Raw genomic sequence first — 21,906 nt, forward strand, 5'->3', positions numbered from 1 at the left:
TAAGCTGATATACTCGATGCGTATTTTAATTGACTTGCAAGTGAAAACTTGAACAGTCCAGGAGATTTTTCAATGGCTGCCATTAATTCTAAAGTAAGAAAAGCAGTAATCCCTGTTGCGGGATTGGGTACACGCATGTTACCGGCCACCAAGGCAATTCCAAAAGAGATGCTGCCGCTGGTTGATAAGCCACTTATTCAATATGTGGTCAATGAATGTATCGCCGCAGGTATTACTGAAATTGTGCTGGTAACGCACTCGTCGAAAAACTCCATCGAAAACCATTTCGATACCAGTTTTGAACTGGAAGCCATGCTGGAAAAACGCGTTAAGCGCCAGTTGCTGGAAGAAGTTCAGGCTATCTGCCCACCGCATGTAACTATCATGCAGGTTCGTCAGGGTCTGGCGAAAGGCCTCGGCCACGCCGTACTGTGCGCGCATCCGGTTGTCGGTGATGAGCCGGTAGCGGTTATTTTGCCTGACGTAATCCTCGATGAATTCGAGTCTGATTTGTCTCAAGACAACCTGGCAGAAATGATCAAACGTTTTGATGCGACAGGCCACAGCCAGATTATGGTTGAGCCGGTAGAAGACGTGACGGCTTACGGTGTTGTTGACTGTAAAGGCGTTGAACTAAATGAAGGTGACAGCGTGCCGATGGTTGGCATTGTTGAGAAGCCAAAAGCAAACGTCGCGCCGTCCAACCTGGCTGTTGTGGGCCGTTACGTGCTGACCGCCGATATCTGGCCGCTGTTGTCCAAAACGCCTCCAGGTGCGGGCGATGAAATTCAGCTGACTGACTCCATTGCGATGCTGATGGAAAAACAAACCGTTGAAGCGTATCACATGAAAGGCGTGAGCCATGACTGTGGTAACAAACTTGGCTATATGCAGGCGTTTGTGGAATACGGTATTCGTCACAACACTCTGGGTGCTGATTTCAAAGCATGGCTTGAAGAGACGGTTGGCACGAAAAAGTAATTCATTGCAACGCAGGATAGAAAGATGAAAGTTACTGTATTTGGTATCGGCTATGTAGGACTCGTGCAGGCAGCAGTGCTTGCGGAAGTCGGGCACGATGTAATGTGCATAGATGTCGATGCAAAGAAAGTCGAAAATCTGAAAAACGGCGTGATCCCTATTTTTGAGCCGGGCTTAACGCCGCTGGTGAAAAAAAACTATGAAGAAGGGCGTTTACATTTCAGCACTGATGCTGAAATGGGCGTTCAACATGGTGAAATGCAATTTATCGCCGTGGGTACACCGCCTGATGAAGACGGTTCTGCCGACCTGAAATACGTTACCGCCGTCGCGCGAACCATCGCCCAGTACATGACTTCCCATAAAGTTGTGCTCGATAAATCTACGGTTCCGGTTGGAACCGCAGATAAAGTTCGCGCCGTAATGGAAGAAACCCTGAAAGCGCGTGGCGTGGATGTTTCCTTTGATGTGGTCTCTAACCCGGAATTCCTCAAAGAAGGTGCCGCGGTTTCCGACTGTATGCGTCCTGAGCGTATCGTTATCGGTACCGATAACGAAGACATCGTTGATCTACTGCGTGAGTTGTACGAGCCATTCAACCGTAACCACGACCGCATGATCCTGATGGATATCCGTAGCGCGGAGCTGACTAAGTACGCAGCCAACTGTATGTTGGCGACCAAAATCAGCTTTATGAACGAGATTTCGAACCTGGCAGAACGCCTGGGTGCGGATATCGAAAAAGTGCGTATGGGTATCGGCTCAGATTCGCGTATTGGCTACAGCTTTATTTATCCAGGCTGTGGTTATGGCGGTTCCTGTTTCCCTAAAGATGTTCAGGCTCTGATTCGCACTGCCCAGCAGATTGGCTATACGCCGCGTATTCTGCAGGCGGTTGAAGAGGTAAACCAGGACCAGAAGTTAAAACTCCCTGAGTTTATTTATCGTCACTTTGGTGAAAATCTGGAAGGCAAAACCTTCGCGCTGTGGGGGCTTTCTTTCAAACCTAATACTGACGATATGCGTGAAGCCTCAAGCCGCGTCCTGATGGAAGCGCTGTGGGAACGCGGTGCTCAGGTGCAGGCGTATGACCCGGAAGCAATGGATGAAACCCAGCGCATTTATGGACATCGCTCAGATCTGAAACTGATGGGAACTAAAGAAGCTGCATTGCAGGGAGCGGATGCTCTGGTTATTTGTACTGAATGGCAGAGTTTCAAAGCACCTGATTTCGATGCAATTAAGAAGTCTCTGAGACAACCTATTATCTTCGATGGCCGTAACTTGTATGATCCTGAAAGGCTCAGTAAGCGCGGTTTTGTTTATTATGCAATCGGTCGCGGAGCGTCCCTCAATATTGCGTAATAAGTAGGGTTGTAGGAAATATCCGGTTACCGGCGCAGCAAATCTTATTGGCGATCGAGTCCTGAGGATTTGTTGGCGTCCGGTTTCCCGGATACAGATATCGCTTCCCCGCACGACTATTATTACTCGAGCTTATAGCTAATCCCGTTTTATCCCATCTCCTTCCATTCTTACTTCTACTTGCAGAAATTTGACCCTGCCCAGCGTAATGCTATGGCTGATTTATTGACCGCAGACAAATTGATCCGTGATTTATCTCACAGTGCAGGCTGGCGTTTGTTATTCGTTCGAAACCCCTCGGACTTATGCGGAGCCAAACCTGACAACCATTTTAATGCTCTGCAATGGGACTGTTAATTCCATTTCTTTATATGTGGTAATCCATAAAATCGACGATTCACTGGCACATACATACTCGAATTTATATTGATAGCCAGAACGGCGTACAGTGGCAGGGAGAGAGGCTCAGGACAATTCAGGACGATATCAGAGGAGGTGAAATGAAAAGGTCACCTGGTTTCTTTTTATGTTCTTGTTGAAAGCGTACAAAACAAAAATCCCGCCGAAGCGGGATTTAATAAGCAGCACTAAAAGCAAAAATTAGGCAATCAGGAAGTCTTCCAGTTTTTTGCCTTGTTCTTCCATTGCTTTTTTGATTACTGCTGGAGTACGGCCCTGGCCAGTCCAGGTTTTGCTTTCGCCGTTTTCGTCGATGTACTGATATTTAGCTGGGCGCGCAGCGCGTTTTGCTTTGCCTGCAGATTTAACAGCAGCCATGCTATTCAGTAATTCGTTAGGATCAATGCCATCAGCAATCAGCATTTCACGGTATTGTTGCAGTTTACGAGTGCGTTCTTCAATTTCTGCTGCAGCAGCATTATCTTCTTCGCGACGTTCGTTAACAACAACTTCTAATTTTTCCAGCATTTCTTCCAGCGTTTCCAGAGTACATTCTCTAGCTTGTGCACGAAGAGTACGGATGTTGTTCAGAATTTTAAGTGCTTCGCTCATTTTAGTAATCTCAATCTTATATTGATGGTTGGCTTGTTGGGCTAATAATAGAGGCTTAAATTAACTTCTGCAATAGGGGGTAATGTAAGGAATCTAAAATTCCATAATATTTTGTCGATTTATAAAAGCGTATTAACTTAAATTTTGACTTACATGCGTGGTAAACAAAACGTGGATAACTCAATTTTTCTTCAACAACCCTGATAGAGTCATGGGTTGTTGGTGCAGTAAATTGAGCCATAAGAGCATTAATGGCGAAATATCAACCTTTGGTATTATTGTCCTTTCCAGGGGATATTCTTAATAGAACATTATTATTAGCGATTCATCACACTTTAAGGAATAGTGGGGAAAACACTGAAAACTCCGTAAGTTAAGTGCTGCATGATGGCTTTTAAACAACCGGCATGCCGAACCAATGCGCTGTGAGATTTATATATCGGCCCGATAATGCAGGAATTTTCCATACTACCATCAGGTAGCGGCAACTCTGTAACGGCTTATGATATAATCCGTGTTAATAATATTTACATTTTAACTCAGGCTAGCTGACCAATGGCGCAACTCTACTTTTACTATTCCGCAATGAATGCGGGGAAATCCACTGCATTACTGCAATCTTCATACAACTATCAAGAGCGCGGAATGCGCACGCTGGTGTATACCGCAGAAATTGACAATCGATTTGGTTCTGGAAAGGTGAGTTCTCGTATTGGATTGTCGTCGCCTGCAAAGCTCTACAATGCTTCAACTCAATTGTTCAATGAAATACGGGATGAGCATCAACGTAATGCCGTGAATTGTGTCCTGGTGGACGAATGCCAGTTCCTGACGCGAGATCAAGTATTAGCTTTATCAGATGTCGTAGATGACCTTGATATTCCCGTGCTGTGTTATGGATTACGCACTGACTTCCAGGGTGAACTATTTGGCGGGAGCCAATATTTATTGGCATGGTCAGATAAGCTGGTGGAATTAAAAACCATTTGTTTCTGTGGCCGCAAGGCGAGCATGGTATTGCGACTTGATCACGAAGGTCGCCCGTATAACCAGGGCGAACAGGTAGTTATCGGTGGTAATGAACGCTATGTATCGGTATGCCGCAAGCATTACAAAGAAGCGCTGCAAAAAGGCTCCCTACAAGGCATTCAGGGCGCTTAAAAAACAAAATGAAGGGAAAGGGAAGGCTTTCCCCTTGAAGGCTGTATAACGCTTTACAGTGTGATTTTGAAAGATGCAGATATAAAAAAACCCGCCGAGGCGGGTTTTTTATTAGCGATAACAATTAAGCGGTTTTCTTCGCTTTCTTGTCAGCTTTAGCGGCAGGAGCTGCTGTTTTAGCCTGTGCTGCTTCGTTGCCTTCTTCGGAGAATTCACGACCGTAGAAGGTATCCATCAGAATTTGTTTCAGCTCAGAGATCAGTGGGTAACGTGGGTTAGCACCGGTACACTGGTCATCGAACGCATCTTCAGACAGTTTGTCAACGTGAGCCAGGAAGTCAGCTTCCTGAACGCCAGCTTCGCGGATGGACTTAGGAATACCCAGTTCAGCCTTGATGCTGTCAAGCCATGCCAGCAGTTTCTCAATCTTAGCCGCAGTACGGTCGCCCGGTGCGCTCAGACCCAGATGGTCTGCGATTTCAGCATAACGACGACGCGCTTGTGGGCGGTCATACTGGCTGAATGCAGTCTGCTTAGTTGGGTTGTCGTTCGCGTTATAACGGATAACGTTGGAGATCAACAGGGCGTTCGCCAGACCGTGAGGAATGTGGAACTGAGAACCCAGTTTGTGAGCCATTGAGTGACACACACCCAGGAAGGCGTTCGCAAACGCAATACCCGCGATGGTCGCAGCGTTGTGTACACGCTCACGAGCAACTGGGTTTTTAGAGCCTTCGTTGTAAGATGCTGGCAGGTTTTCTTTCAGCAGTTTCAGCGCTTGCAGAGCCTGACCGTCAGAGAACTCGCTCGCCAGAACAGAAACGTAAGCTTCCAGTGCGTGAGTTACGGCATCAAGACCACCGAATGCACACAGGGACTTAGGCATGTCCATTACCAGGTTGGCATCAACAATCGCCATGTCTGGAGTCAGAGCGTAGTCAGCCAGTGGGTATTTCTGGCCAGTTGCATCATCAGTTACAACTGCAAACGGAGTCACTTCTGAACCCGTACCGGAAGTGGTGGTAACCGCGATCATTTTCGCTTTTACGCCCATTTTCGGGAACTTGTAGATACGCTTACGGATGTCCATGAAGCGCAGAGCCAGTTCTTCGAAGTGAGTTTCTGGGTGCTCGTACATAACCCACATGATTTTCGCAGCATCCATTGGTGAACCGCCGCCCAGCGCGATGATCACGTCTGGTTTGAAGGAGTTCGCCAGTTCTGCACCTTTACGTACCACGGTCAGAGTTGGGTCAGCTTCTACTTCGAAGAAGACTTCAGTTTCAACGCCAGCTGCTTTCAGAACAGAAGTGATCTGGTCCGCATAGCCGTTGTTGAACAGGAAACGGTCGGTAACGATCATCGCACGTTTGTGACCATCAGTAATCACTTCGTCCAGCGCGATTGGCAGAGAGCCACGGCGGAAGTAGATAGATTTCGGAAGTTTATGCCACAACATGTTCTCAGCTCGCTTAGCAACGGTTTTCTTGTTGATCAGGTGCTTAGGACCCACGTTCTCAGAGATGGAGTTACCACCCCATGAACCACAACCCAGAGTCAGGGAAGGCGCGAGTTTAAAGTTGTACAGGTCACCGATACCACCCTGTGAAGCAGGGGTGTTGATCAGGATACGTGCAGTTTTCATTTTGTCGCCGAAGTGCTTAACGCGCTCTGGCTGGTTGTCCTGGTCGGTGTACAGGCAAGAGGTGTGGCCGATGCCGCCCATCTCAACCAGTTTCTCAGCTTTAACAACTGCATCTTCGAAGCTCTTAGCACGGTACATAGCCAGAGTTGGAGACAGTTTTTCGTGAGCAAATGGCTCAGATTCGTCAACAACGCTAACTTCACCAATCAGAATCTTGGTGTCAGCCGGTACTGTAAAGCCTGCCAGTTCAGCAATTTTGGTTGCTGGCTGACCAACGATAGCTGCGTTCAGCGCGCCGTTTTTCAGGATGATGTCCTGAACAGCTTTCAGCTCTTTGCCCTGCAGCATGTAGCCGCCGTGGGATGCAAAACGTTCGCGCACTGCGTTATAAGCAGAGTCAACAACGATAACTGATTGCTCGGAAGCACAGATTACGCCGTTATCAAAGGTTTTAGACATCAGGATAGAAGCAACAACACGTTTGATGTCGGCAGTTTCGTCAACAACAACTGGAGTGTTACCTGCGCCTACGCCGATGGCTGGTTTACCGGAGCTGTATGCAGCCTTAACCATGCCTGGGCCACCAGTAGCCAGAATCATGTTGATATCTGGGTGGTGCATCAGAGCGTTAGACAGTTCGACAGATGGCTGGTCAATCCAACCAATCAGATCTTTAGGAGCACCCGCAGCGATTGCAGCTTGCAGAACGATGTCTGCGGCTTTATTGGTCGCGTCTTTTGCACGTGGGTGTGGAGAGAAGATGATCGCGTTACGAGTCTTCAAGCTGATCAGAGACTTAAAGATAGCCGTTGAAGTTGGGTTAGTCGTCGGAACGATACCGCAGATGATACCGATTGGCTCAGCGATGGTGATAGTACCGAAGGTCTGGTCTTCACTCAGAACACCACAGGTCTTTTCATCTTTATAGGCGTTGTAGATATACTCTGAAGCAAAGTGGTTTTTGATCACTTTATCTTCAACGATACCCATGCCAGATTCGGCAACGGCTAGTTTCGCTAGAGGGATTCGAGCATCGGCGGCTGCCAGAGCGGCGGCGCGGAAGATTTTATCAACTTGCTCTTGAGTAAAGTTGGCATATTCACGCTGGGCTTTCTTGACGCGCTCTACAAGTGCGTTAAGTTCAGCGACATTAGTTACAGCCATAATGCTCTCCTGATAATGTTTAAACTCTTTTAGTAAATGAGCTGCTCGAGACGACAGTATAGTCAGCGGGCAACAGCTTGCGTAAAACCACGAGCCACGACTATCCAAAAACTTCCCAAAACGACCTGCTGATTTACTAAAAGAGCCTTATCGAAAAAACCTATTCATGGTCTGAATTATACGCTCTTCAGATGTATCCAAGAGTACTCACTTCTGAGTAGGTTTTTTGTGATGTAAATCACATTATCCTAAGGCTGACTCCATTCAGCACGCCAGAATCAGGTTACTGATAAATCTTTAAAATTTTAGTCACAGCTAAGACAAAACAAACTACCATATTTTCAACAAGCGGGTAACATTATTGATTAATATCGCATTTGCTTCTAAAAGTAGTTATCTATGCTACGAAAGGGCGTAGCGCCAGCAACTGTTTTCCATTACATTACGCCGGCCTTTGCTACGTTCATTTGCGGAGTTTTTAGTGGCTCAATCCTTGTTTGATTTGCCTACCTATTTTAAGTTCTTTATTGGCTTGTTCGCGCTGGTAAACCCGGTGGGGATTATTCCCGTCTTTATTAGCATGACCAGCTACCAAACCGCGGTAGCGAGGAATAAAACCAACCTTACTGCAAATCTGTCAGTAGCTATCATCTTATGGACGTCATTGTTCCTCGGTGACGGCATTCTTCAGTTATTCGGTATATCAATAGATTCTTTCCGTATTGCCGGTGGGATTCTGGTCGTGACTATTGCGATGTCGATGATTAGCGGTAAGCTCGGGGAAGATAAACAGAACAAACAAGAGAAGTCAGAAAGTGCTATTCGCGAAAGCGTAGGTGTTGTTCCCCTGGCACTACCACTAATGGCCGGCCCTGGTGCAATCAGTTCTACCATTGTCTGGGGAACGCGCTACCATAGCTGGAATTATTTAATCGGTTTTACGATTGCTATTGCACTATTTGCTTTCTGTTGTTGGTTGGTTTTCCGCCTTGCGCCATGGTTAGTACGTCTGCTGGGGCAAACGGGCATTAACGTCATCACCCGTATTATGGGGTTGTTATTGATGGCTTTGGGGATTGAATTTATTGTCACCGGTCTGAAAACTATCTTCCCCGGATTGCTAAGTTAGTTCTGCTGAATCTGATATATGAAAAAGCAGAATAACCATTCTGCTTTTTTCTTGTTAACTTCCCACCAAAACTCATCTGTTAAGAACAATCCCGCATCGTTTATTTTAAAAATCAATCATAAGAAAATGCTTTGGAAACGGGGCATTAGCCGCCTTGATTTTCTTCCGTTGTACATAAAATTCACAATCGCATCGTTATTTCACTCACACTACACAATGATACTTGCTGCGGCTTTATTGAGATGATATTAGTTAATCAAGCTCTCTTGTAGATGAATGTGCTAAAAAACAACCAATTGTTAATTTATTGTGAATTACTTTGTGGTGCCAAAAACCTGAAAAACATCTGCACGCGATCACGCTACTATCTCTTTTATTTTTAATCAGTTAGCCAGAGAAAGTGCGCCGATATGGCACATCTACAAATGTGATGCTGACTAGATAAAAGAGAAATGCTTAACAAATTTGCAAATTGTATTGGCGGGCATCAGGCGCTTTTGATACTTTCCGGGCAACACAATTATCTGAAAAATGTTTCATTTACAGATGACTCATCAATATCAACCTGAGAACAGGGTAGGTTGATTAAGAATCGACGGAGCAGGGTGCCAATAAGAGCATCCCCCAAATAAAGTCGGTGATAGCAAGTAACACAGAAGAACAACCTGGCAGTTGCATAACGCTCTTGCACTGTTAAGGAACCCCCAGAGGGGAAGAGGCTGGCTTTCGGGTCGGTAATTATAATGAGTGGAGTATCAACACAATGTCCATCATCACAAAAAAAAGTCTGGTAGCAGCAAGCATTTTATCCGCGCTAATCGTAGGCAATGTGGCCATGGCGGCCGAAGTTCCTGCAGGTGTTCAACTGTCAGAAAAGCAAACGTTGATTCGAAACAACGGTGCTGAACCACAGTCTCTGGACCCAAATAAAATTGAAGGTGTTCCTGAGTCAAACGTGAGCCGTGACCTGTTTGAAGGTTTATTAATTACTTCTCCAAAAGACGGCCACCCAATTCCGGGCGTAGCAGAGTCCTGGGATAATAAAGATTTTAAAGTCTGGACCTTCCATCTGCGTAAAGATGCGAAATGGTCTAACGGCGAACCTGTTACCGCGCAAGATTTCGTCTATAGCTGGCAGCGTCTGGTTGATCCAAACACCGCTTCGCCATACGCAAGCTACCCGCAATACGGCCATATCGTAAACGTTGATGCCATCATCGACGGCAAAATGAAACCAAGTGAACTGGGCGTAAAAGCCATTGACGACCACACTCTGGAAGTCACTCTGAGCGAGCCTGTTCCTTACTTCTACAAACTTCTGGTCAACCCGGCGATGTCCCCGGTGAATAAAACCGCCATTGAGAAGTTTGGTGAGAAGTGGACCCAACCTGCAAACATCGTAAGCAACGGCGCTTACAAACTGAAAGACTGGGTGGTTAACGAACGCATCGTCATGGAGCGTAATACTAATTATTGGGATAACGCGAAAACTGTTATTTCACAAATTACATATCTGCCAATCTCTTCCGAAGTGACGGATGTGAACCGCTACCGCAGCGGTGAGATTGACATGACCTATAACAACCTGCCAATCGAACTGTTCCAGAAGCTGAAAAAAGAAATTCCAGCTGAAGTTCACGTTGACCCGTATCTGTGTACTTACTATTACGAAATCAACAACCAGAAAGCTCCGTTCAATGATGCGCGCGTGCGTACCGCTCTGAAACTGGGCCTGGATCGCGACATCATCGTCAATAAAGTGAAAGCGCAGGGCGACCTGCCAGCTTATGGCTACACGCCTCCTTACGCTGACGGTGCAAAACTGACTAAGCCTGAGTGGTTCTCCTGGACTCAGGAAAAACGCAACGAAGAAGCGAAGAAATTGCTGGCTGAAGCGGGCTACACCAAAGATAAACCGCTGACCTTCGATTTGCTGTACAACACCTCAGATCTGCACAAGAAACTGGCTATCGCTGCCGCATCTATCTGGCAGAAAAACCTCGGTGTGAACGTTAAGCTGGTAAACCAGGAGTGGAAAACCTTCCTTGATACTCGTCACCAGGGCAACTACAACGTTGCGCGTGCTGGCTGGTGTGCGGATTACAACGAACCGACTTCCTTCCTGAACACGATGCTGTCTACCAGCTCAATGAACACCGCCCATTATAAGAGCCCAGCGTTTGACGCCATCATGGCGGAATCGCTGAAAGCAACTGATGATGCGCAACGTGCTGCTGCATACGATAAAGCGGAACAGCAATTGGGCAAAGATTCTGCAATCGTTCCGGTTTATTACTACGTGAATGCCCGTCTGGTGAAACCATGGGTTGGCGGTTATACCGGTAAAGACCCGATGGACAATATCTACACTAAAGATATGTATATCATCAAACATTAATGGCAATTCGTGGGGCAAGTTTTATCCCTCATACTTCACGCTGCAGTTGCGTTAACTGCGCTCATTCACCCCAGTCACATAGTTTGTCTATGTTCCTGGGGATTCATGAGCTTGTCGCCTTCCTGCAACGTGAATTATTTAAGATAAAAGGGTAGAGCTTGCCCCATCGTGTCTTATTTTATCGCACTCTAAAGGCACAGCCAGAAGGTACGGGCAATGTTGAAATTTATTCTGCGTCGTTGTCTGGAAGCAATTCCGACACTCTTTATTCTTATAACAATTTCATTCTTCATGATGCGCCTTGCGCCGGGTAGTCCATTCACCAGCGAACGCGCACTGCCGCCGGAAGTGATGGCGAACATTGAAGCCAAATACCATTTAAACGATCCGATCTCCACCCAGTATTTCAGCTACCTGAAACAACTGGCACACGGTGATTTTGGCCCGTCATTTAAATATAAAGATTATTCAGTGAACGACCTGGTGGCTTCGAGCTTCCCTGTCTCTGCCAAATTAGGCGCAGCTGCATTTATTTTTGCAGTGGTCTTAGGTGTATTAGCAGGGGTAATTGCCGCACTGAATCAAAATACTAAATGGGATTATGCCGTAATGGGGGTGGCCATGACCGGGGTTGTTATCCCGAGTTTCGTGGTTGCGCCATTACTGGTTCTGATATTTGCGATAACCCTGAAGTGGTTGCCCGGAGGCGGGTGGAACGGAGGGGCCATTCAATACATGATCCTGCCAATGGTCGCGCTGTCTTTGGCTTACATCGCCAGTATCGCGCGTATTACTCGTGGCTCGATGATTGAAGTTCTGCACTCCAACTTTATCCGTACCGCACGTGCGAAAGGGTTGCCAATGCGCCGCATTATTTTGCGTCACGCTTTGAAACCTGCACTGTTACCGGTTCTGTCTTATTTAGGCCCGGCTTTCGTCGGTATCATTACGGGTTCAATGGTTATTGAAACCATTTACGGATTACCAGGTATTGGCCAGTTGTTCGTTAATGGTGCGCTGAACCGCGATTACTCTTTGGTGCTGAGTCTGACCATTCTGGTCGGCGCACTGACGATTCTCTTTAACGCGATTGTTGATGTGCTGTACGCCGTTATCGATCCGAAAATCCGTTACTGATACTGGAGTACGCCATGATGTTGAGTAATAAAAACAGCGAGGCGCTGGAAAACTTCAGTGAAAAACTAGAAGTAGAAGGCCGCAGCCTTTGGCAAGATGCTCGCCGCCGCTTTATGCATAACCGTGCAGCGGTTGCGAGCCTGATTGTCCTGGCATTTATCGCGCTGTTCGTGACTTTTGCGCCGATGCTGTCGCAGTTTAGTTATTTTGATACCGACTGGGGAATGATGTCGGCCGCACCGGATATGACCTCTGGTCACTATTTTGGTACTGACTCCTCAGGACGTGACCTGCTGGTGCGTGTCGCCATCGGCGGACGTATCTCGCTGATGGTTGGCGTTGCAGCAGCGTTGGTCGCGGTCGTCGTCGGGACGTTATACGGTTCGATGGCGGGTTATCTGGGCGGCAAAATCGACTCGGTAATGATGCGTCTGCTGGAAATCCTGAACTCCTTCCCGTTCATGTTCTTCGTGATTTTGCTGGTGACTTTCTTTGGGCAAAACATCCTGCTTATCTTCGTGGCAATTGGGATGGTTTCCTGGCTGGACATGGCGCGTATTGTCCGCGGCCAGACACTCAGCCTGAAACGTAAAGAGTTCATCGAAGCCGCCCAGGTCGGTGGGGTTTCTACCGCCAATATTGTGGTTCGTCACATCGTGCCAAACGTACTGGGTGTGGTCGTCGTTTACGCCTCGTTGCTGGTGCCAAGCATGATTCTCTTCGAATCCTTCCTGAGCTTCCTGGGCTTGGGTACGCAAGAGCCGTTAAGTAGCTGGGGTGCATTGCTGAGCGATGGTGCTAACTCCATGGAAGTTTCCCCATGGTTGCTGATGTTCCCGGCAGGCTTCCTGGTTATCACTCTGTTCTGTTTCAACTTTATCGGCGATGGCCTGCGTGATGCCCTCGACCCGAAAGATCGTTAAGGAGTGCCGCGATGAGCACAATTGAAAATCCTGCGGTGGTTACTCCACTGAACGCGACTTCTGCGTTGTTAGACGTAAAAGATTTGCGTGTCACCTTCGGTACGCCAGACGGTGACGTTACTGCGGTAAACGATCTGAACTTCAGCCTGAAGGCCGGTGAAACGCTGGGTATCGTAGGCGAATCTGGTTCCGGTAAATCGCAAACTGCTTTCGCCCTGATGGGCTTGCTGGCCGCGAATGGCCGTATCGGCGGGTCAGCGAAATTCAATGGACGCGAAATCCTCAACCTGCCTGAAAGCCAGCTTAACCGCTTGCGTGCAGAACAGATTTCGATGATCTTCCAGGACCCAATGACCTCACTGAACCCTTACATGCGTGTCGGCGAGCAGTTGATGGAAGTGCTGATGTTGCACAAAAAATTGGGTAAAGCGGAAGCGTTTGAAGAATCCGTTCGCATGTTAGACGCGGTTAAAATGCCTGAAGCACGTAAACGCATGCGTATGTTCCCGCATGAGTTTTCCGGCGGGATGCGCCAGCGTGTCATGATTGCTATGGCGTTGCTGTGTCGTCCGAAACTGTTGATTGCTGATGAGCCAACAACCGCACTGGACGTCACCGTTCAGGCGCAAATCATGACGCTGTTAAACGAGCTGAAACGCGAATTTAACACGGCGATTATCATGATCACCCATGATCTCGGCGTCGTTGCCGGGATCTGTGACAAAGTGCTGGTGATGTATGCCGGTCGTACCATGGAATACGGTCAGGCGCGGGATGTGTTCTACAACCCAGTGCACCCGTATTCTATCGGCCTGCTGAATGCGGTTCCGCGTCTGGACGCTGAAGGTGAATCACTGCTGACTATTCCTGGTAATCCGCCAAACCTGCTGCGTTTGCCGAAAGGTTGCCCGTTCCAGCCACGTTGCCCGCACGCAATGGAAATTTGTAATACAGCGCCACCACTTGAGCGTTTTGGTGAAGGTCGCTTGCGCGCCTGCTTTAAGCCTGTGGAGGAATTAGTATGAACGCAGTGACTGAAGAGAAAAAAGTTCTCTTAGAAATCGCCGATCTCAAAGTGCATTTTGATATCAAAGATGGCAAACAGTGGTTCTGGCAACCGTCCAAAACTCTGAAAGCCGTTGATGGTGTGACGCTGCGTTTGTACGAAGGCGAAACTCTGGGCGTGGTAGGGGAATCCGGTTGCGGAAAATCGACTTTTGCCCGTGCCATTATCGGCCTGGTAAAAGCGACCGAAGGCCGCGTTGCCTGGTTGGGTAAAGATTTGCTGGGGATGAATCCGGACGAGTGGCGTGAAGTGCGTAGCGATATCCAGATGATTTTCCAGGACCCGCTGGCTTCGCTTAACCCGCGTATGAATATTGGCGATATTATTGCGGAGCCGCTGCGCACTTATCACCCGAAAATGCCACGCCAGGAAGTTCGTGACCGCGTAAAAGCGATGATGATGAAAGTGGGCTTGCTGCCAAACCTCATCAACCGTTACCCGCACGAATTCTCAGGCGGCCAGTGTCAGCGTATCGGGATTGCTCGTGCATTAATCCTCGAGCCAAAATTGATTATCTGCGACGAACCGGTATCGGCACTGGACGTATCCATTCAGGCTCAGGTCGTTAACCTGCTGCAAAAACTGCAACGTGAAATGGGGCTTTCCCTGATCTTCATCGCGCACGATTTGGCGGTGGTAAAACATATTTCTGACCGTGTTCTGGTGATGTATCTGGGCCATGCGGTCGAATTGGGTACTTACGACGAGGTTTATCACAATCCGCTGCATCCTTACACCAAAGCATTGATGTCAGCGGTGCCGATTCCTGACCCGGACCTGGAAAGAAATAAAACGATACAACTTCTTGAAGGGGAGTTGCCATCGCCTATTAACCCGCCGTCAGGCTGCGTATTCCGTACACGTTGCCCGATTGCAGGACCAGAATGTGCGAAAACTCGCCCGGTACTGGAGGGCAGCTTCAAGCATGCCGTTTCCTGTCTCAAGGTAGACCCGCTATAATCTCGCAGGGCTGGCATGATGCCAGCCCTTTTAGTTTGTGAGGTTACTGTGCTGATTACGACCGCCCGTAAGCGGATGTACCATCTTCTCTTCGATCAAAGAACTCATTCAGGTCGACGCTTTGAAGCGTTTTGTGGCTTATTCGCCTTACTCAGTGTGATTGCCGTATTTGTCGAATCAGGGCTTGGGACGCAATATCATCTGACTTACGACGAATGGAAGCTGTTTGTTTACCTGGAAATCGGTTTTACGCTGCTATTTACTCTGGAATATATTTTGCGGGTACTGTGTTGGCCCAATCCGCGCAAATATGTTTTTAGCTTCTGGGGTTTTATCGATCTGGCGACTATTTTGCCGTTATATGTTTTGTGGCTGTGGCCCGAAATTGGCGTTAATTACGTCTTCGCCTGGCGCGCAATGCGTGCCATTCGCGTCCTCAGGATCCTCAAATTGCTGCGTTATATGCCGACGCTGCATTCTTTGTGGCAGGCAGTTTTCAATGCCCGGCACCAGCTCATTCTGTTTTACGCCTTTATTTTGATTGTCATGGTGGTGGCTGGCGGCTTGATGTATGGCATTGAAGGGCCACCCAACGGCTTTACGACATTAAGCACATCGGTCTATTGGGCTGTGGTGACGGTAACAACGGTGGGGTATGGCGATATTACGCCGCATACCGGGCCTGGCCGAATGGTTGCGTCGATACTTATTTTGATTGGTTACTCGGTCATTGCTATCCCGACCGGGATTATCACCGCGCATTTGACGAATGAATTTCAAAAGCAGCGTAATGCGCGCCTGTGCCCAAATTGCCATAAAGGCAATCACGACGAAGAAGCGCGATTCTGCAAATCCTGCGGGAGTGCGTTACCTAAGCTGTAGTTCAGATGTAAATGGCGGATGGCGCTAACGCGTATCCGCCCTACAAAAGCTTACTCGCGCCAAAGAATATGGCAAAGTTTGTGGTCTTTTTCACGGCACAACAGCACGCGAGCAAAGATATCGTTGAGTTCGCCACCGTCGGTATCGGCAAGGCCAATCACCACTTCGGCAAAGAAGTCCGGGTTCAGGTCAAAATCAACGTGTTCCTGCCAGTCTTCGGCTGGGTCAAAAAGTTCGGCACCGCCGCGCTCTTCAAATTGCAGGTTAAACAGAATCACATCTGCCGGATCGAGATTATCTACCGCCAGTTCGAGAAAAATATCGTAAGCCTGCTCGAGCGTTTCATCTTCTGTCAGGCGGTTGTTCAGATCCATTTCCATCTCTTTTTCCACTTATCGAGTGCTAATGCGCCACGTTTTACAGCAACGGGCTAAAGAAGTAAAACAGTCGCTCTACCACGCGCTGCCACATTGGTCGTTTCACCCACAAACGCAGGTCTACCAGCCGTGATCGGGAGATATAATCGTCTTGTACCGCGGCAAGGTCACTGGCAAAACCGGCGTCGTCGATAACCATCGTAATCTCGAAATTAAGCCACAGACTACGCATATCCAGGTTCACGGTACCCACCAGACTCAATTGCCCATCGACCAACACGCTCTTGGTATGCAGTAATCCGCCTTCGAACTGATAAATCTTCACGCCAGCTTCAAGCAATTCGGTAAAGAAGGCGCGACTCGCCCAGCCCACCAGTAACGAATCATTCTTGTGCGGAATGATAATGCTCACGTCAACACCCCGTTGTGCGGCGGTACAAATCGCATGGAGCAAATCGTCGCTCGGCACAAAGTACGGCGTGGTCATAATCAAATATTCACGCGCTGCATAAACCGAAGTCAGTAACGCCTGGTGAATCAAATCTTCAGGGAAACCAGGACCTGAGGCTATGGTGTGAATTGTGTGTCCGGTTGCTTCTTCAAACGGCATGATATTCGCGTCAGGGGCGGGCGGTAATATGCGTTTTCCGGTTTCGATTTCCCAGTCGCAGGAATAGACAATCCCCATTGCAGTGGCGACCGGGCCTTCCATGCGCGCCATTAAATCCACCCATTGCCCAACGCCTGCATCTTGCTTAAAGAAACGCGGGTCGACGAGATTCATGCTGCCGGTGTAGGCAATATAGTTATCGATCATCACCATTTTGCGGTGCTGGCGTAAATCCATGCGGCGCAGGAACACACGCATCAGATTAACTTTGAGCGCTTCAACGACTTCCACGCCCGCGTTACGCATCATGTTCGCCCAGGGGCTGCGGAAGAATGCGACGCTGCCCGCAGAGTCGAGCATTAACCGGCAATGGATGCCGCGACGCGCCGCCGCCATCAGGGATTCCGCCACCTGATCGGCTAAACCGCCAGGCTGCCAGATGTAAAACACCATCTCGATGTTATGGCGTGCCAACTGGATATCACGAATCAGGGCATGCATTGTCTCATCAGAAGTGGTGAGCAACTGGAGCTGATTGCCTTTGACGCCACCAATCCCCTGGCGGCGTTCGCATAGCTGGAATAATGATGCGGCGACTTCGCTGTTTTCTTCAGCAAAGATATGTTTGCAGCTTTTAAGATCGTTAAGCCATTTGGCGGTCGACGGCCACATCGCACGTGCGCGTTCTGCGCGACGTTTACCCAGATGAAGCTCACCAAACGAGAGATAGGCGATTATCCCGACCAGCGGCAGAATATAGATAATCAGAAGCCATGCCATGGCAGAAGGAACTGCGCGACGCTTCATTAAAATGCGTAACGTCACGCCGGCGATTAAAAGCCAGTAACCTAAAATTATCAGCCAACTAACGACTGTATAGAAGGTTGTCATAGTTCAAAAATCCTTTAGAAACCGTATGCTTTTGAGTTTACGCATAACCGCCATAAAACAATACCCAAATAATTCGCGTTGTAGGAAGGCGGCAAACGCGTGAGTCCCCAGGAGCATAGATAACTATGTGCCTGGGGTGAAAGCGAGCAGCCAACGCACCAACAACTTGAAGTATGACGGGTATAATCGTAAAACGACTGGCCTGGCGGGAAGAAGACACTATAATGGCGCGTGTTAAATGCAACCTGAGTCGTAAAAATGAGGCGTAGTAGAACTGAGGTCGGACGGTGGCGTATGCTTCGTCAGACACAACGGCGCAGATCGCGTTGGCTGGAAGGTCAGTCGCGCCGCAACATGCGCATTCACGCCATCAGAAAGTGCCAGACAAACCGCCAACGTAATTCCTTGCTGTTTGCCATTCACGATCAATGGGCGTCGTAAAGAAAAGGGCACCGCTTGCGGTGCCCCGAATCTTCAAATCGTTTTACGAGAAATGCATTGCCAGTAAGATAATCACCACGGTTACCGAACCTGCGGCGACGATCACTAACGGATGCTTTGCCAGCCAGGCATTCCAGCGAGCTTCCTGATTACCCACCGATTGCTTATGGCGTTCATACGACTCGTCAAAAAGATCCATCAAAATTTCCTGATAACTTCATTCACCGAACTGATAGTTGAATCAGAATACCTTTTTATATGGCTTGATAGCCACCTGCTTATAAACACCCGCAGCAATATAAGGGTCAGCTTCGGCCCAGGCTTGTGCATCTTCAAGTGATGCAAACTCAGCAATCACCGTTGAACCGGTAAAACCCGCAGCCCCTGGATCGTTACTGTCGACCGCAGGCATTGGACCCGCCGTTAGCAGGCGGCCTTCATCGCGTAACAATTGTAGACGAGCGAGGTGGGCAGGGCGCACTGCCGTACGCTTTTCGAGAGAGTCGGCATTATCTTCCGCATAAATGACATACAGCACGAGCAGCACTCCTTAATGATATGAGGGTTGTAAAGTACGGTAAGTGAATGACGTTAATACTGCAATTGAAAGATAAACAAGATGTTAAATCGGTGCGGTGAATGAGGGAAAATCCAGCGTCTGGCAGGAAAATAAACGACTTTATACGATGCGTTGTTGAATATGATTGCTATTTGCATTTAAAATTAACGCCTGTTTAAGACACCTAAGCCATTATGACGTCAATGACCCTTGATTTACCTCGCCGCTTTCCGTGGCCGACCGCACTCTCTGTCGTGCTACATGGCGCTGTAGTTGCGGGGTTGCTCTATACCTCGGTACATCATCAGGTTATTGAGTTGCCCGCACCGGCACAGCCGATCAGTGTCACGATGGTTGCACCTGCTGAGCTTGAGCCTCCGCAGCCTGAGGTTGTGCAACCGCCGCCTGAGCCGGTTGCAGAACCTGAGCCAGAACCGATCCCCGAGCCGCCGAAAGAAGCGCCGGTCGTCATTCACAAGCCAGAGCCGAAGCCTAAACCTAAGCCAAAACCGAAGCCGGTGAAAAAGGTTGAAGAGCCGAAACGCGACGTGAAGCCTGTTGAACCGCGCCCGGCTGCTCAGACGAATACCGCGCCTGCTCGCCCGGCACCGGTGGCAAAAGCGGCACCGGTTACTTCTACGGCACCTGTTGCAACAGGCCCTCGTGCACTGAGCCGAAATTCGCCGACCTATCCGCAGCGCGCTCGCGCCCTGCGCCTCGATGGCAACGTTCGTGTGCAATTTGATGTGGAACCTGATGGCAGCGTGACGAATATCAACGTGCTGGAAGGAAAGAACTCAAATCTGTTCGCGCGTGAAGTGAAAATGGCCGTGAAAAAATGGCGCTATGAGAGTGGCAAACCTGCACGTGGCATGACCGTGAACGTGATATTCAAACTTAACGGTAGCGCGACGATGGAGTAATCGCACTCCTGACGCCACAAAAAAACGGAACCTTCTGGTTCCGTTTTTTATGCTTACGAGATGCGCTTACATGAAGGTGTAACTCAGGTTCACCCCCACGCCATAATTACGCCCCGGTGCCGGTTCGTAATAGCGATTATTCCCTTCGTTAACAATAACGGAGCCGACGTATTCGCGGTCGAACAAGTTATCAACGCGCCCCCAGACATCTAACATCCAGCTTTCCTGAATGCGCAGTTTATAGCCGCTGTTGAGCGATGCGACGGTATAAGAAGGCGCTTTCGCGGTGTTTTCATCATTCGCCTGAATGTCACTCATATAACGTACATCGGCACCCGCGTAGAAACCTTCAGGCGGAGCGTACCCCAGCGACGCGTATCCCATATTCCGCGCGATACCTGGAATGCGATTACCCTCGCAGTTTTCAACGCCACAGGCGTTGCTGCGATATGTCGCGTCCAGATAAGTCCACGCCATTTTCACGCGCCAGTCATTGGCAAACTGGCTATCAGCAGAAAGTTCTAACCCCTGGCGACGCGTTTTCCCGGCATTTTTGTATGTCGTGCGCCCACCGCTGCTCTGGTCTGCGACGATTTCATCATCGGTGTCGGTCTGGAAAAGTGCCGCGCTAAACAGGCCATTGCCGACACGCGTTTTGCTGCCGATTTCAACCGTATCGCTGGTGGACGGTTTTAAACCGAAATTCAAACCCGACTGCCCATTATCACGATAGGAAAGCTCGTTGATGGTCGGTGTTTCAAAACCCCGCCCCGCAGAGGTATAAATATTCCACGCGTCGGTCATAGCATATTTCAGTGCCGCCGCGGGTAGCCATTTGTGGTAGCTCGCGTCACCACTGTCATCGCCATTTTTCCCGACAATATATTGATCGTTCGAATCAAAATAGACCGAACTAAACCGCACGCCCGCATCAAGACTCAGCTTATCGGTGAATTGCCATGCGGTTTGCAAATAAGGATCGACATTCCACATCAGGTTGCGCTCATCACGCCGCAGGTCGCCTTTCTCACCCAAAACCGTCGTGCCATTTTCGACGACAAAGTTTTGATAGCCTTTACGCTTTTCCGACATAGTTTCGTAATCAAGCCCGGTGGTAAATGTCACCGGAACTACGAGCAGATTTCCACGATGCGTCCAGCGCGAATCAATCCCCTGATAATGCCGGGACAACTCTATCACGCCGCCTGGATGAGTAGGGTTCAACTGCGGAGCCACGGGAATTGACTGGTATTGCGTAGTTTCTCGCACACCGGCATACATCATCACGCTCAGATCGTCATTGGCACTTAACTGGCGGTCATAACGCAGCCCGGCTTGAGTCTGTTTAGTGCTCTTGCGTGTATTGTATTGTTCAGCGCGAGGGGCTTGCGTCGGATTGTCATGCCATTCTTGCTCGGTTAAACCGCCCGGATCGTCGGCATCAATGTCTACGCTATTGAGCAGAAGCGTTAATTTACTCGCCTCGTTAAGCCGCACACCCAGTTTGGCATTGCCGAGATTTTTTTGCGCGCTGCTGTGGTCGCGATAACCGTGTGTGGTAAAGCGTGAAGCTGAGATAGCGTAGTCAACATCGCCCGCCTGAGTGCCGTCGCCGGTAGCGCCTGTCGCTTTAACGCTATTGCGCCAGCTTCCAAAACTCCCGTAATACGTGCTGGCTTCGAGCGTCGGCGGCTGTGTGCCGGTGGTTGTCGTGACATTAATGACGCCACCCGATGCGTTGCCGTAGAGCGCTGAAAATGGCCCGCGCAGCACTTCAATGCTTTCAACGCTGTTAATGTCGATATTCGAGGTTTGCCCTTGCCCGTCAGGCATGGTGGCAGGAATACCGTCGACATACATCCGTATCCCGCGCACGCCGTAAGTGGAACGCGAACCAAATCCACGAACCGAAAGCTGTAAATCCTGCGCGTAATTCTGGCGATTCTGAACTTGCAGACCCGGCACGCTGCCGAGGCTTTCTGAAAGATTAACGCGCGCAGCCGCCTGTCGCATATCGTCACCATTGACCACACTCACCGCAGCGGGCGTATCCAGCTCGGAAATCGGGCCTGGCGTGGCGCTGACGACCATCGTGTCTTCTACCGCGAGTACGGGAAGCGCAAAGGTAGAGAGGGCCGGAGCTAAGATCAGCGGTAGGGAAATCTTTCCATGGTGCACAATTTTCATCAGACATTTTCACTGGTGGGGACATTTACGTTCCGGACGAACCATCTGGAACATTCAGGTGGGTATGTTAATACTTGTGATGAATGTTTGAAAAGT

General features: G+C 49.0%; 19 protein-coding genes. 12 read left to right on the forward strand and 7 right to left on the reverse strand.

Translation table 11 applies throughout. The features are described from left to right. The first annotated feature begins 72 nt into the window (after positions 1-72). Together galU and GBAG_RS08360 are read left to right on the forward strand one after the other, a co-directional pair. Positions 73-981 (forward strand): UTP--glucose-1-phosphate uridylyltransferase GalU, encoded by a 909-nt coding sequence (gene galU / locus GBAG_RS08355; protein WP_034494981.1) that lies wholly within the window; start codon positions 73-75, stop codon positions 979-981. A gap of 24 nt (positions 982-1,005) precedes the next feature. Continuing rightward, on the forward strand, positions 1,006-2,346 hold the full coding sequence (locus tag GBAG_RS08360; protein WP_034494983.1) for a UDP-glucose dehydrogenase family protein: 1,341 nt from the start codon (positions 1,006-1,008) through the stop codon (positions 2,344-2,346). A 600-nt stretch (positions 2,347-2,946) separates the two neighbouring features. On the opposite strand, the gene hns is transcribed toward GBAG_RS08360, so the two are convergent. Next, a complete protein-coding gene (gene hns, locus GBAG_RS08365) occupies positions 2,947-3,357 on the reverse strand; it encodes a histone-like nucleoid-structuring protein H-NS (RefSeq protein ID WP_034494985.1) in 411 nt (136 codons plus the stop codon). 555 nt (positions 3,358-3,912) lie between these two features. Here hns and tdk point away from each other — a divergent pair. Beyond that, positions 3,913-4,518, forward strand: a complete 606-nt coding sequence (gene tdk, locus GBAG_RS08370; RefSeq protein WP_034494987.1) for a thymidine kinase — start codon at positions 3,913-3,915, stop codon at positions 4,516-4,518. Positions 4,519-4,642: 124 nt separating this feature from the next. Here the strand turns inward: tdk and adhE are convergent, their stop codons facing one another. Beyond that, a complete protein-coding gene (adhE, locus tag GBAG_RS08375; protein WP_034494988.1) occupies positions 4,643-7,327 on the reverse strand; it encodes a bifunctional acetaldehyde-CoA/alcohol dehydrogenase in 2,685 nt (894 codons plus the stop codon). 481 nt (positions 7,328-7,808) lie between these two features. Here adhE and GBAG_RS08380 point away from each other — a divergent pair, with 481 nt between their 5' ends. From GBAG_RS08380 to GBAG_RS08410, 7 genes are all read left to right on the forward strand, one after another. Then, entirely contained in the window at positions 7,809-8,456 is a 648-nt protein-coding gene (locus tag GBAG_RS08380; protein WP_034494989.1) for a YchE family NAAT transporter, read from the forward strand. Between the two features lie 763 nt (positions 8,457-9,219). Continuing rightward, positions 9,220-10,854 (forward strand): oligopeptide ABC transporter substrate-binding protein OppA, encoded by a 1,635-nt coding sequence (gene oppA / locus GBAG_RS08385; protein WP_034455837.1) that lies wholly within the window; start codon positions 9,220-9,222, stop codon positions 10,852-10,854. A gap of 216 nt (positions 10,855-11,070) precedes the next feature. Beyond that, on the forward strand, positions 11,071-11,991 hold the full coding sequence (gene oppB / locus GBAG_RS08390) for an oligopeptide ABC transporter permease OppB (RefSeq protein WP_034455836.1): 921 nt from the start codon (positions 11,071-11,073) through the stop codon (positions 11,989-11,991). A 14-nt stretch (positions 11,992-12,005) separates the two neighbouring features. Next, complete coding sequence (gene oppC / locus GBAG_RS08395; protein WP_034494990.1) at positions 12,006-12,914, forward strand: oligopeptide ABC transporter permease OppC; 909 nt, start codon at positions 12,006-12,008, stop codon at positions 12,912-12,914. 11 nt (positions 12,915-12,925) lie between these two features. Then, on the forward strand, positions 12,926-13,939 hold the full coding sequence (oppD, locus tag GBAG_RS08400) for an ABC transporter ATP-binding protein (RefSeq protein ID WP_034494992.1): 1,014 nt from the start codon (positions 12,926-12,928) through the stop codon (positions 13,937-13,939). Further along, a complete protein-coding gene (gene oppF, locus GBAG_RS08405; RefSeq protein WP_034494993.1) occupies positions 13,936-14,940 on the forward strand; it encodes a murein tripeptide/oligopeptide ABC transporter ATP-binding protein OppF in 1,005 nt (334 codons plus the stop codon). The genes oppD and oppF overlap by 4 nt, the downstream gene beginning before the upstream one ends. Before the next feature lie 15 nt (positions 14,941-14,955). Continuing rightward, positions 14,956-15,822 carry an ion transporter gene (locus GBAG_RS08410; protein ID WP_034494995.1) on the forward strand — a complete coding sequence of 289 codons (867 nt, stop codon included), beginning with the start codon at positions 14,956-14,958 and terminating at the stop codon, positions 15,820-15,822. A gap of 50 nt (positions 15,823-15,872) precedes the next feature. Here GBAG_RS08410 and GBAG_RS08415 read toward each other — a convergent pair whose 3' ends face one another. Both GBAG_RS08415 and cls read right to left on the reverse strand, forming a co-directional pair. Then, complete coding sequence (locus GBAG_RS08415) at positions 15,873-16,202, reverse strand: HI1450 family dsDNA-mimic protein (protein ID WP_034494996.1); 330 nt, start codon at positions 16,200-16,202, stop codon at positions 15,873-15,875. Between the two features lie 37 nt (positions 16,203-16,239). Then, positions 16,240-17,700 (reverse strand): cardiolipin synthase, encoded by a 1,461-nt coding sequence (gene cls, locus GBAG_RS08420; RefSeq protein WP_034494997.1) that lies wholly within the window; start codon positions 17,698-17,700, stop codon positions 16,240-16,242. A gap of 258 nt (positions 17,701-17,958) precedes the next feature. Here cls and GBAG_RS22080 point away from each other — a divergent pair, with 258 nt between their 5' ends. Then, positions 17,959-18,141, forward strand: a complete 183-nt coding sequence (locus tag GBAG_RS22080; protein WP_072009405.1) for a YciY family protein — start codon at positions 17,959-17,961, stop codon at positions 18,139-18,141. 43 nt (positions 18,142-18,184) lie between these two features. Here the strand turns inward: GBAG_RS22080 and GBAG_RS22690 are convergent, their stop codons facing one another. Both GBAG_RS22690 and GBAG_RS08425 read right to left on the reverse strand, forming a co-directional pair. Further along, positions 18,185-18,340 (reverse strand): hypothetical protein, encoded by a 156-nt coding sequence (locus GBAG_RS22690; protein WP_156104869.1) that lies wholly within the window; start codon positions 18,338-18,340, stop codon positions 18,185-18,187. 42 nt (positions 18,341-18,382) lie between these two features. After that, on the reverse strand, positions 18,383-18,679 hold the full coding sequence (locus GBAG_RS08425) for a YciI family protein (RefSeq protein ID WP_034494998.1): 297 nt from the start codon (positions 18,677-18,679) through the stop codon (positions 18,383-18,385). A 224-nt stretch (positions 18,680-18,903) separates the two neighbouring features. Between GBAG_RS08425 and GBAG_RS08430 the strand changes: the two genes are divergently transcribed. Further along, positions 18,904-19,623 (forward strand): energy transducer TonB, encoded by a 720-nt coding sequence (locus GBAG_RS08430; protein ID WP_034495000.1) that lies wholly within the window; start codon positions 18,904-18,906, stop codon positions 19,621-19,623. A gap of 66 nt (positions 19,624-19,689) precedes the next feature. Here GBAG_RS08430 and pqqU read toward each other — a convergent pair whose 3' ends face one another. Beyond that, complete coding sequence (pqqU, locus tag GBAG_RS08435) at positions 19,690-21,810, reverse strand: TonB-dependent receptor PqqU (protein WP_034495001.1); 2,121 nt, start codon at positions 21,808-21,810, stop codon at positions 19,690-19,692. Between the last annotated feature and the right edge of the window lie 96 nt (positions 21,811-21,906).

This window comes from Buttiauxella agrestis ATCC 33320, assembly GCF_000735355.1.
In the GTDB taxonomy this organism is placed as follows: domain Bacteria; phylum Pseudomonadota; class Gammaproteobacteria; order Enterobacterales; family Enterobacteriaceae; genus Buttiauxella; species Buttiauxella agrestis.

Excerpts from the sequence above, each read along its gene's own strand:
- galU (WP_034494981.1), top strand. The coding sequence starts at position 73 with ATGGCTGCCATTAATTCTAAAGTAAGAAAAGCAGTAATCCCTGTTGCG.
- GBAG_RS08360 (WP_034494983.1), top strand. The coding sequence starts at position 1,006 with ATGAAAGTTACTGTATTTGGTATCGGCTATGTAGGACTCGTGCAGGCA.
- hns (WP_034494985.1), bottom strand. The coding sequence starts at position 3,357 with ATGAGCGAAGCACTTAAAATTCTGAACAACATCCGTACTCTTCGTGCA.
- tdk (WP_034494987.1), top strand. The coding sequence starts at position 3,913 with ATGGCGCAACTCTACTTTTACTATTCCGCAATGAATGCGGGGAAATCC.
- adhE (WP_034494988.1), bottom strand. The coding sequence starts at position 7,327 with ATGGCTGTAACTAATGTCGCTGAACTTAACGCACTTGTAGAGCGCGTC.
- oppA (WP_034455837.1), top strand. The coding sequence starts at position 9,220 with ATGTCCATCATCACAAAAAAAAGTCTGGTAGCAGCAAGCATTTTATCC.
- oppB (WP_034455836.1), top strand. The coding sequence starts at position 11,071 with ATGTTGAAATTTATTCTGCGTCGTTGTCTGGAAGCAATTCCGACACTC.
- oppC (WP_034494990.1), top strand. The coding sequence starts at position 12,006 with ATGATGTTGAGTAATAAAAACAGCGAGGCGCTGGAAAACTTCAGTGAA.
- oppD (WP_034494992.1), top strand. The coding sequence starts at position 12,926 with ATGAGCACAATTGAAAATCCTGCGGTGGTTACTCCACTGAACGCGACT.
- oppF (WP_034494993.1), top strand. The coding sequence starts at position 13,936 with ATGAACGCAGTGACTGAAGAGAAAAAAGTTCTCTTAGAAATCGCCGAT.
- GBAG_RS08410 (WP_034494995.1), top strand. The coding sequence starts at position 14,956 with ATGATGCCAGCCCTTTTAGTTTGTGAGGTTACTGTGCTGATTACGACC.
- GBAG_RS08415 (WP_034494996.1), bottom strand. The coding sequence starts at position 16,202 with ATGGAAATGGATCTGAACAACCGCCTGACAGAAGATGAAACGCTCGAG.
- cls (WP_034494997.1), bottom strand. The coding sequence starts at position 17,700 with ATGACAACCTTCTATACAGTCGTTAGTTGGCTGATAATTTTAGGTTAC.
- GBAG_RS22080 (WP_072009405.1), top strand. The coding sequence starts at position 17,959 with ATGAGGCGTAGTAGAACTGAGGTCGGACGGTGGCGTATGCTTCGTCAG.
- GBAG_RS22690 (WP_156104869.1), bottom strand. The coding sequence starts at position 18,340 with ATGGATCTTTTTGACGAGTCGTATGAACGCCATAAGCAATCGGTGGGT.
- GBAG_RS08430 (WP_034495000.1), top strand. The coding sequence starts at position 18,904 with ATGACCCTTGATTTACCTCGCCGCTTTCCGTGGCCGACCGCACTCTCT.
- pqqU (WP_034495001.1), bottom strand. The coding sequence starts at position 21,810 with ATGAAAATTGTGCACCATGGAAAGATTTCCCTACCGCTGATCTTAGCT.